Annotated in this window: 14 protein-coding genes; 5 read left to right on the top strand and 9 right to left on the bottom strand. The window is 31.3% G+C overall.

Translation table 11 applies throughout. The features are described 5' to 3' along the window. Positions 1-466 precede the first annotated feature (466 nt). From AC6CH4_RS25655 to AC6CH4_RS25665, 3 genes are all read right to left on the bottom strand, one after another. Positions 467-1,009, bottom strand: a complete 543-nt coding sequence (locus tag AC6CH4_RS25655; RefSeq protein ID WP_498108132.1) for a hypothetical protein — start codon at positions 1,007-1,009, stop codon at positions 467-469. 174 nt (positions 1,010-1,183) lie between these two features. Beyond that, a complete protein-coding gene (locus AC6CH4_RS25660; RefSeq protein ID WP_498108134.1) occupies positions 1,184-1,477 on the bottom strand; it encodes a type II toxin-antitoxin system RelE/ParE family toxin in 294 nt (97 codons plus the stop codon). Then, complete coding sequence (locus AC6CH4_RS25665; protein WP_498108136.1) at positions 1,470-1,721, bottom strand: type II toxin-antitoxin system ParD family antitoxin; 252 nt, start codon at positions 1,719-1,721, stop codon at positions 1,470-1,472. The genes AC6CH4_RS25660 and AC6CH4_RS25665 overlap by 8 nt, the downstream gene beginning before the upstream one ends. 285 nt (positions 1,722-2,006) lie before the next feature. Here AC6CH4_RS25665 and AC6CH4_RS25670 point away from each other — a divergent pair, with 285 nt between their 5' ends. Continuing rightward, positions 2,007-2,486, top strand: a complete 480-nt coding sequence (locus tag AC6CH4_RS25670; protein ID WP_498108138.1) for a hypothetical protein — start codon at positions 2,007-2,009, stop codon at positions 2,484-2,486. Positions 2,487-2,511: 25 nt separating this feature from the next. Here the strand turns inward: AC6CH4_RS25670 and AC6CH4_RS25675 are convergent, their stop codons facing one another. The 5 genes from AC6CH4_RS25675 to AC6CH4_RS25695 form a co-directional block, all read right to left on the bottom strand. Continuing rightward, a complete protein-coding gene (locus AC6CH4_RS25675) occupies positions 2,512-3,090 on the bottom strand; it encodes a DUF4833 domain-containing protein (protein ID WP_498108140.1) in 579 nt (192 codons plus the stop codon). Between the two features lie 206 nt (positions 3,091-3,296). Then, a complete protein-coding gene (locus AC6CH4_RS25680) occupies positions 3,297-3,728 on the bottom strand; it encodes a GtrA family protein (protein ID WP_498108142.1) in 432 nt (143 codons plus the stop codon). Between the two features lies 1 nt (position 3,729). After that, entirely contained in the window at positions 3,730-4,416 is a 687-nt protein-coding gene (locus tag AC6CH4_RS25685; protein WP_498108144.1) for a CDP-alcohol phosphatidyltransferase family protein, read from the bottom strand. Between the two features lie 153 nt (positions 4,417-4,569). Beyond that, a complete protein-coding gene (locus AC6CH4_RS25690; protein ID WP_498108146.1) occupies positions 4,570-5,376 on the bottom strand; it encodes a phytanoyl-CoA dioxygenase family protein in 807 nt (268 codons plus the stop codon). 229 nt (positions 5,377-5,605) lie between these two features. Further along, a complete protein-coding gene (locus AC6CH4_RS25695) occupies positions 5,606-6,394 on the bottom strand; it encodes an SDR family NAD(P)-dependent oxidoreductase (RefSeq protein ID WP_498108148.1) in 789 nt (262 codons plus the stop codon). Positions 6,395-6,742: 348 nt separating this feature from the next. Between AC6CH4_RS25695 and AC6CH4_RS25700 the strand changes: the two genes are divergently transcribed. Continuing rightward, entirely contained in the window at positions 6,743-7,159 is a 417-nt protein-coding gene (locus AC6CH4_RS25700) for a hypothetical protein (protein ID WP_498108150.1), read from the top strand. Positions 7,160-7,224: 65 nt separating this feature from the next. Then, positions 7,225-8,184 carry a polyphosphate kinase 2 family protein gene (locus tag AC6CH4_RS25705; RefSeq protein ID WP_498108152.1) on the top strand — a complete coding sequence of 320 codons (960 nt, stop codon included), beginning with the start codon at positions 7,225-7,227 and terminating at the stop codon, positions 8,182-8,184. Positions 8,185-8,346: 162 nt separating this feature from the next. On the opposite strand, the gene AC6CH4_RS25710 is transcribed toward AC6CH4_RS25705, so the two are convergent. Further along, on the bottom strand, positions 8,347-8,670 hold the full coding sequence (locus AC6CH4_RS25710; protein WP_498108154.1) for a winged helix-turn-helix transcriptional regulator: 324 nt from the start codon (positions 8,668-8,670) through the stop codon (positions 8,347-8,349). 295 nt (positions 8,671-8,965) lie between these two features. On the opposite strand from AC6CH4_RS25710, the gene AC6CH4_RS25715 reads away from it, so the two are divergent. Beyond that, positions 8,966-9,775 (top strand): hypothetical protein, encoded by an 810-nt coding sequence (locus AC6CH4_RS25715; protein WP_498108156.1) that lies wholly within the window; start codon positions 8,966-8,968, stop codon positions 9,773-9,775. Continuing rightward, the gene (locus AC6CH4_RS25720) at positions 9,762-10,316 is read left to right on the top strand and encodes a hypothetical protein (protein ID WP_498108158.1); all 555 of its coding nucleotides are present in this window, start codon (positions 9,762-9,764) and stop codon (positions 10,314-10,316) included. Before AC6CH4_RS25715 ends, AC6CH4_RS25720 begins: the two co-directional genes overlap by 14 nt. The last annotated feature ends 448 nt before the right edge of the window (positions 10,317-10,764 follow it).

The following is a 10,764-nucleotide window of genomic DNA, read 5'->3' on the forward strand; positions in this document are numbered from 1 at the left end:
TAAATGTCTCTGACTTTGCGCCATTTCAAACAAATGTACTTGAAAAAACGAAAACTTCTCAAAGTCTCCGACTTTAAAACTAATTTTCTTAGAACATTTCTCCTGAATGTAAAAAATCCACGACAATAATAAGAACTAACAATAAAAAGTCGGGAGACTTTTATCAGGTGTAGAATTTCTAAGGAACAAAAAAATTGCACAAAGTCAGTCCCGAAGGCTTTCGGGATTGCGCAGCTTTTCATAAGGAAGACTTCGGAGAGCTGGGGTAAATTTTAATCATTTAGAATATCTCTTTGTATTTCTGCGCTTTTTTGCATTGGCTATAACGTTCTGGTACTACAGCGGGTTTGGGACGAAATTAAGCCGATTCTTCGGATTTGTCAAATAATCCTAAATACAAAACCATCTTTCCATTAAGCCTATTGCCAAAATCCGTTGTAATAGCTGTTAGTGGCAGGTTTAATATCTATTCTTTTTCAATTTCGTCAAATTGGCTAGTATTGATTTCACCTATACAAATACCTTTCTTGTCAATTTCAGATTCTTTTAGATGAACCCAATATTTTTTCGGATATCTGAAATCCCGTAAAAGCATTATGTATTTTGCTTTTTTATTTTTTAATAATTTAATGTTGATTTCAGTTTTTCCCGTATTTCTTCCGTCAGATGCTTTTTCTATGTTTTTAAAAATAAAAATTAAGGAATCATTTTTTACATGAACATTATTGACATATAATTTATCTTTTGATGAATCATAACTGCTAAATATTTCATTAGTATTCTCTCTATATATTTTTGTTTTCATTGAAAATAAAGAAAAAATTGAGACAAATGAAATTACAGTTAATAATAATGAATAACCAAAGTATTTATTTTCGGAAATCATTTCAACAAGGTTATTATCGAAGTCTCTCTGAATTAATATAAATAAAGTATAACAAAAAGTAACTATAAATGAGATTAATGTTATGTAACCAAAAATTTCAAGTATTGGTTGGATTATATTCAATATTTTATTTTTTAAGATTCATTTTTAGAATACCGCCAACGTTCCGCTACTAAAGCGAGTTTGGGACTAAATTAAGCACATTAGTAGGATTTGACAAATTCTCACAAATACAAAACCAACTTTCCATTAAGCCAATTGCCCAAATCCGTTGTAGTAGCTGTAATTTGAGGTTCCTTATAGTTTACTTTTTAAATCCATCATTCCATGAAGAATTCTTGCGATTTCTATTTCGTTCTGTGATATAATTGAATAGAAGATAATATGTTCACCCGATTTAAACCCTAATATACCTTTCGTTACTATATCATAGTTTCTACCAAGTTCTGGATTATTTGCTAAATCATAACATGATGCCAAAAGTAAATCATAGTACTTTTCAGCTTGCATTTCAGACCAGGTTTCGATTGTATAATCCCAAATTTCAGATAAGTCATCAACAGCTTTATTTGTTAAATAATAGTTAGCCATTTGATTTTCTTCTTGCTTTTAAAATTTCAAGATGTTTTTTAGCATCAAAATCAACTGCACGTCCACTTTCAATTCCATCATTGATCGCTTTTCTTAAAGCTACAATTTTATTTTCCTCATCTTCTAAAAGTCGAAGACCGGCTCTGATAACTTCACTTGCGTTATTGAATCTTCCATCATTTACACTATGTTCGATAAAACTTTCGAAATGATTACCAAGCGATATAGAAGTATTTCGTCCCATAATTTTTTTAGCTAAGTTACCAAAAAATGGTAACTTTTCAAATTATTAGGTTTTTTTTGGGATAATTCAGTTTTTATAATATATCAGGAACGAACACGGAAAGAATTTCCGCACTATCGTTGCGCATATCCAGGCGATCGGGTTAAAACTTAAGATGTAGAATATTTGAAATTCTTCTTTACTTTACTTTTATTATTACGTGCAATTTCACATCATACAGCTATAATTTATTTATATTAGCTTATTACTTCGAATAGTTTTAAGTATTATATTAAATTTTAAATAATGGGTGTTTACACATATATAGAGGTTTATAAAAAAGATATGAGTTATATTAAAAGTGTAAACTCCATTTTGGGAATATTTCAAGTAGATTTTGAGGCCAAAGAAAAATTTAGACTAAGCGATAATTCAAAATCATTTTACGGAGGCATTAGGTCACTAGATAAACTCAAAAATGTTGATCTAGGATATACCTACGAAATTTATGAGGACTATCTTAACCTATTTATGTTTTATGTACTTGCTAATGGAGATTATGGTGAAAGTACAACAGAAGTGAATGGAAAAATCGAAAGTTTGTTGTTTGATCCTTCCCGAGTGATTAAAGGAATCGATACTTTATTGCAGATAATAAAATATTTCGAGCAAGAGGATTTAGATGAATTGCAAAAATTTGGTGAAATAGAAAATTTAAATGAATTACGTGATATACTAAAGATGGCTGTCGAAGAAGATAGTTTGATTGGCTGTAAAACTGCGTAAATTATAATTTTTGATGACGTCTGTCTTATTTCAATAACATTCTTTCCGTAATTGTTTTATTTGACGAAGCATCAATTCCGGTAACTTCGGCGTACTTTACATTGGGTAACCAAAAAGAACCGCCTTCAATGCGCACAAATATTTTTTCTACCTGTATTTTTTTCTGGTTTACATTTACAAAAACATGATATTTTTGATCTGAATCTATCTTTTTTAAGGTTAAGGGTAACTTTTTATACGATACAAATTGAAACTCAAACTCCTCATTATTTAAGAATTTACTTTCTATTCCGTAGGCAAATTTGCGTTGTATATAATTAAAATCTTCTTTTTCTCCTTTCTCAGCATATCGAATCCAGTACGCTTTTATAGGATTGCTTTTGTTTATTTTTCCATTTTCCTGGTAGTTTATGGCATAAATAGCAGTGTTTGTATTTGGGTCCCGCTGAATATAAAACAGCATATTATCAATGTTTTTAGGCGTTGGAAAATGTAATGGCGATGGATTTTTGGATTGTGCCAATATATTTCCAGAAAGTATATTTACTAAGATCGTTATAACGATTAGTGATTTTGTAAAATATTTAAAGGATAATTTATTCATAAACGAAATTTTTATAGAACCCAGTTGGGTGCGATTATTTTAAACACATAGAAACATAGATTTGGGACGCTTAAAAAAGGCGTTTCACTAGCTTAAAAAAACATAGCTATTTGTAAAGAAACTAGTCTCTTTTTTATATTCTTTTTACGAATCTATCCCGAGGCTTCGGGACTATGTGTTAAATTACTTTTTTTTAACTACACGAATTAATTTGATTCGATTACATTCTGTTTTTCATTTACCTTAAAAACCCAATATTTAATCAATGGATAATTGAATCCATAAGAAACAAAACTATCCGTGATTAATCTTCCGATTCTATAATCGATTTGAAATGATTTTTGCAAAATAAGCGTGCCAAATGATTTTAAGGAAATGCTTCCCAATACCACCAACGCAAATTTAAAAAGCTGACTATTGAGGTGGCTGCTATAACCGGATTGATTTTTAAACACCCAAAATCTATTGATGCTGAAATTGATAATGGCGCCAACGGTTCCGGAGATTAGAATAGAAAAGGTAAAATGTAATTTAAATACTTCTGTTAATAAAATCATTAAACCATAATCGGTAATGCCTCCCAAAAATGCCGCAACTTGTGCCTGAAGAAAGGTGATTATGGATTTTTTCGGGAACATATCAGACCTGGTTTTTATCTTTTAAATCGCCCAGCTTTAAAAGTTTTACGCTATCTATGATATTAATTATAACCAATATAATAGTGATTAAACCAGCCAGATAAGTAATTGATCCCGGAAATAAAACTTCTGCAATTAAAATGAACGCAATAATAAATCGAAGTTCTGTTGGGCCAACAAAGCCGGAATCTATACTATATTCATTTGTAATTTTGTAGCGTAACTGGCTGATGATGATAGACCATCCATACAAGGCGACAAAAGCAAAGGCTACTATTTGTGTGCCATTTTCAGCATAAATGTAGTAGCCAAAGCCTATAAGTACAATACCAATCCAATCGGCAATAATATCGAGTGCAAAACCATACCAACGACGTGGAATATTTCTATAATAAGCCAATCTTCCGTCTAAAGAATCGCCTAACCAATTTATAGCCAATCCGAAAATACCCAAAAGCAAATACCAATTTGCTACATAAGCACCTAAAACAAAAGCTAAAAAAACCAATCCCGAACCTAGTGTACCCATTAAAGTAAGCACGTTTGGCGAAATGAATTTAGGCACTTTTGGAAGCAAAAATACAATGGTTAACTGTTCTGCTTTTTTTAAAATATTAGTTCGCTGACGGTCTGAAAATGTTCTTTGTGCAATTGCACTATACCCTTCAATCTGTGTTTCTTTTCCCATTAATAAAACAATATTACTAAGCCTGAGAGTAAGCCAATTCTAGTTTTATAATTTTCAATTTTATTTTGCGTTGCGTATTTTTAAAAAAATCCGTGGTTCTTTTTAGCTTACCTGATCTAACCAGATAACTAAATGCGAGGACAATCAGCATAATTATTTAACAATACCTGCAAAACGTTGATAGAAAACCGTTGGGCTGTTCTCATCTTTAGGAGCATATTTTCCGGCTATAATTGGAACATAAATAACTCTCCTTCTGCTTTCTTCGCCACGGATAGTTGATTCTGCCACTCTGTGCCACAAACGGCCATCGTGAATGGTTAAATCTCCGGCTTCCGGAGTGATGGAAACTTCCTGCGGATCGGGTTTATTATCTAAAAAGTACTTTTTACGGAAAAGCATTTGATAAATACTTTGCTTGTGTGTACCCGGAATGATTTTAAGACCGCCGTTTTCGGGTTGTAAAGTGCTTAAGTGAATACCCACATTTAGCATCGGGTTTAATTTTCCACCATAAAAAATATCTCTCAAACCGTCTGTATGCCAACCCATTTTAGTAAACTTACTTTCTGGCCCATTGATATAATGATTAAAAACCATTCCGTCTTTTTCTTCAGTTCCTAATCTTGCGCCCTCGCCTGCCAATGGTAATAAACTATTAAATCTCGGATCAAGTAAAAGACCGCTTAAGGTTTGATGATGTTGATTGATAAAAGCAAAACGTTGTACAATAGAAGAGCCATCTAAATCTTTTCCATATTTAATTGGAACACCATTTACTTTTTGAAGGTCGTTGTCAATCCATTTTTGCTCCACTTGTTTTGATGCATCAATGATGGATGAAACCGTTTCCGGGTTTATAAATTTTTTGAAATGGATAAAGCCATGTTCGTTAAAAAAGTCAATTTGCTCATTAGTTAATTGCTCAGTAAGGGTAAAAGTTTTATAAGAAGATACCATAATAAATATATTTAATAATTGAAAAAATAGTGTTTGTAATTTTATCTAAGTGATTTGCAACAGCAACAACAGCAACACATTCGCATAGTGCTGGCGTGCATTCGATCTTTAGTAAAATTAAACTCATTTTTCATATTAGATATACTCTATAGAACTAGTAGACATTTATGCAAATGTAATATAATTTCTCATTTGCAAAGAATTTTTTTTTATTTTTTTTTTGAAAAAATTAAATTTTATAAATCCCGGCTGCGGTTTTTTCGATAAAAGCCTTTGGTAGTACACGGTTGGCATAAACCGAAATAATATTGGTAAAACCCGGAATAACTTCTGATTTTTTGCTGAACATGGCTTTTACTGCCATTTTTGCAACTTCATCAGGCTGCATATTAAACTTTTCAGCCATTTTGCTAAAAGCATCTAAACCAGCTCTTGAAGCAAAACCAGTATCAACCGGGCCCGGACTAAAACAGGTTACTGAAATTGAAGTCTGTGCAAGTTCAAAACGCAAGGCACGGGTAAAAGATAAAACAAAAGCCTTTGTAGCCGAATAAACAGCCAGCGTAGGTACAGCCTGGTAGGCAGCAGTACTCGATATATTTAAAATGTAAGCTTGTTTTTCTTGTGAAAGTATGGGTATTAATAAATGCGAAAGTTCTACAACTACATTCATATTAAGCTGCATCATGCCAAGCTGATCGGTTAAAGAAGACTGACTAAAATCGCCCCAAACACCATAACCCGCATTATTAACTAAAAAGCCAACAGGATAGTTATTCCTTTTTATCCAATCGGTTACTTTTAGCGATGCACCATTTGCCGAAAGATCAATCGATAAAATGAGAGCATTGATGTCGTATTTAACTTGGAGATCATCAGATAGTGCTTTTAATTCCTCGTCACTTCTTGCAACAAGCAATAGTGGATAACCCTGTTTAGCCAATTCATAAGCAATAGCTTTTCCAATGCCTTTGCTGGCGCCAGTTATTAAGGCATACGGTTTCGTTTTTTCGCTCATTTTATTAATTTAATTATCAAATATAAAGATTAATTATAAACCGTTGAGTGTGCAACTTGTATAATGGTTGCCCTCTTCCCTCCTATCATCTGGGATTTATTGCACTCCAAATCCTTTAAGCAGATATGTTGTTCCCCTAAGATAATTATCCAACCTTATTACTTGTTTTATAATACCTATCAATCCCTAACAGGTATTACCCTTTTATGAATAGGAGCACTAAGCGAAAGCATCCCAAATATCATTACAAGCAAAACACAACTACTTGTTTTATAGTTGTTTATAAAAATTATTCGTAAATTGCTTAATAATTTAAACCTGTTTTTTTAATAATTAAAAATCAACATTATGAAAAAGTACATTTTAATACTAGGTTTTATGTTTTCAATCGCTTCATTTTCACAAAATATTGCATCTAAAAGTGAGAATGCAAATGCAGCGCAATATGAATTGCTGAAAAAAGTTAATGAATATTATCCCGATATAAGCTTAAGCGATAAGGTTGTCAATTTTTACGTTGGTGATAAAATAATTGACACGAAACAGGAATTTGCTATAAAAAACACTGAATTTACAAGTTACGAACTTAGTATTAGCCCTGATAACAAAAGGGTAGTATTTAATTTTACATCAGAAAAAAGTGGAAAAATTTATGGTGCTGTTGTAGTTGTTAAGGGTAGTTATGTAAGAACAACTTTTAATGAAAATTTAGGACTGGTTGATGTAATGGTGAATGGTAAATCCGTTTGTATACAAAAGATATAGCTTCCATATAAAATGAGTTTAATTATTGATGCATACCTCGTTTAACCATAAAACATGAACTAACTATGTCAAAAGATAATAAGCAAAAATCCAATGCCCCAAAGCAGTCAAAAGTTTTAAGTAAGAAAGATCTTTTGCAGCGAGCCAGGCAATTTTCAGAACAATATTGTGTTGGAGACGGCAAAAATTTTAAACTTAAGGATTATAAAACCAACGCTAATTTCGAATTAGGTGAGGAAGGAAAATCTTTAGTGAAAAAAACTCTGAAAATGGGTGTTAATGCGCTGTCAACCATGCAGGACATTTTGTATGCTCAGGATAAATGGTCAGTACTTCTTATTTTTCAGGCCATGGATGCGGCTGGAAAAGACGGTGCAATCAAACACGTAATGTCCGGTATAAACCCACAAGGCTGTCAGGTCTCCTCTTTTAAAGGGCCAAGTTCAGAGGAATTAGATCATGATTTTTTATGGCGTTGCCAGAAACATTTGCCAGAGAGAGGACGCATAGGAATTTTTAACCGCTCTTATTATGAAGAAGTATTGGTCGTTCGTGTACACAAAGAGATATTAGAGAGTCAAAAAATCCCTAAAAAATTAATTTCTGAAGATATTTGGGAAAATCGTTTTGAAGATATCCGAAATTTTGAAAAATATTTAACCAGAAACGGAACAGTTGTAATTAAGTTTTTCCTGAATGTTTCTAAACAAGAGCAGAAAAAGAGATTTATAGAGCGGGTAAATAATCCCGATAAAAATTGGAAGTTCAGTGCCGCTGATGCCAGGGAAAGAGGTTATTGGGACGATTATATGTACGCGTACGAAGAATTAATCAAAAATACCTCGACTAAAAAATCTCCATGGTATGTTATTCCGGCCGATAATAAATCCTACGCCCGAATTGCAATTGCCTCAGCGATTATTCATGCTTTAGATGAAATGGATTTAGAATACCCAAAAGTAAGTGAATCAAAAATAGTAGAATTAAATGATGTTAAACAAATGTTATTAGATGAAAAAGAGTAATTAATACATCTTTAATTTTAGCAGTAAGTATGCCTAGTTCTTCAAATCCTGGAGAAAATGGTTTGAAAATTGTATTTCTGGGCCACTCTACAGGACAAAGAGAAAAATTCTCTTTGTCTTCATACTTCTGGATCTGTTTTTATTGGATTGTTTTCTCAAAACTCAATTCAATGACATTTGCTTTTCTCCCCATATTCGCATTTGATTTATAAAAGGAATTAATTCAGTTCCAGTTTCAGTAAGTGAATATTCAACACGAGGCGGAACTTCAGGATATACTTTCCTGGAAATTAATTGATCAGCTTCCAACTCTTTAAGTGTTTGCGTAAGCATCTTAGGAGTTATCCCTTCTACTACTCTTTTAAGTTCACCATACCTTAATAAAGTATCTTTTAAATACCATAAAATCCTTCCTTTATATTTTCCGCCTATTCTTTGAAACGCATAATCAACAGGGCAATAAGCAATTCTAATTTTTTTTTCCATTTTTTTATTTTTTTTAAATCATTGATAATCAACATTAGTATACTTTTAGTAACTACGATACAAAATTGTATGTACTTGCAACAAAGATATCATAATTTTATCTTTACAGGAAATTTCAACTTATTAAGTAATGATTAGAAAAGCAAAAATGTTGGAAAGGGATACAGCTGCAGTGTGGTTTTAATACTTGAAACTGCTAAGTCAAACAGTATTGGTATAATCTTTATAACAAAATAGTTTTTTTAATTGACGATAACCATAACTACTATTCCTGGACATATAAAAAACAATACCAATGAAGTCAAAACTTTTTAATTCCATAACCCTAATCGCAATAATTATTTTGGTCTCTTGTAAACCAATTTTATTAAATGCTCAAAAAGTAAAAAAAAATGATATGAATAATTCAGCTCCTCAGGATCTAGAAAATATTGAAGTACTGGAACTTCGTAATTATTTATTAAAACCAGATATGGCTGATACATTCAGACATTATTTTCACTCAAAATTTGTTTCGCCTATGACTGAATTGGGCGGACATACATTGGGAGAATTTAAAATCAATGAAGTCAACGACAGATTTGTATGGTTTCGTGGTTTTACAGATATGAAAACAAGAGTTAAATTTTTAAACGATTTTTATATTGATAGTCCAACCTGGAAAGAATATGGTAAGGGAGCAAATGAAATGATAATTAACTCTGATAATGTTTATTTATTAAAACCTTTACATAAAACAGCAACATTAAAAACTGACAAAGCAGTCACAGTAATTGATTTTTATATTTGTAATAGTACAATTAAGAAAACAATAGAATTATTTGACACTGCTTATATTCCTTTTTTAAAAACAATAAATATTGAAGATATTTCGATTTGGGTTAGTGAAATGACTGAAAATGATTTTCCGAGATTACCCGTTTTTCAAGATAAAAATTTATTGGTTACAATAACAAACTTCCAGGATATAGAAGAATACGAAGCAAAGCAAAAAGCCATTAATAATATACCAAACGCTTTAAAAAAAGCAATGCAGGAATTAATTACAACACAAAATAAGTGGGTCCTTTTAAATCAAAATAAAGAGCATTATGACAAACAATAATAATTACCCATTACTGGCACAAACACCTACTTTTTTGGTAGATGGAACTTTAGAAATTAAGCCGTCATCCAGTTCCAATTCATCTGATTATTCATTTTTAATTGGTAACCATAATGTTCATCACAGAAAATTAAAAGAAAGATTTAATAATTGTAAAGAATGGGTTGATATAGAAGGTTCAAAAACAACAGAATTGCTGTTAACAGGTATTAGTAATATTGAAAAACATTATATGTGTGATTCAAAACAACAACCAATTGAAGCATTTGCATTAAGATTGTTTAATCCCGTAACAAAACTGTGGAGTTTATATTGGGCAGATAGTATTTTTGGAATACTTGATCAACCATTATTAGGCTCTTTTGAAAATAATATAGGTCTTTTTTTTGGAAAAGAAATTATTAATGGAAAAGAAATTATAGTTCAATTTCAATATGATCGTACAGATGCTGACAATCCGGTTTGGGGGCAGGCATTCTCTAATGACAATGGAAAAACTTGGGAATGGAATTGGTTTATGCTCTTTTCAAGAATAAATTAGATTATAAAGTTAAAGAAATACTATTAAAAATTATCTTATAAATTTACTTGATAATATGTCAATTTCTTTAAGTCCTGAATAAAATAGTTTGAAATATGTATCTCTGGGGTCACGAATAAAAAGCTTAAAATCAATGATTTGGAGCTTTTTTTATGTCTTTTTCACTATTTAACCAGTATATAAAAAGATCTGGTGCAAGAAGTTGAATGTCCCGCATAGTTACCTTGACTGGATTAAACCCTTTAACTTATTTATTTTTAAATATTTAAAAATAACATTTTTCCTGCCTTATACTTATTCTTAGAATGTTGTTTCCTGAATTTATCATCGAAAAACGGCCAAATTATCTTTCATTGAATTATTTATTTTGAATACCATTAACTTCAGTAAATAAAATGTAAAAGAAAAACTTCACTTCTTACTTATAACAAAACAAAAGCCCCAATAT

It is taken from the genome of Flavobacterium sp. GQ95 (assembly GCF_059758655.1).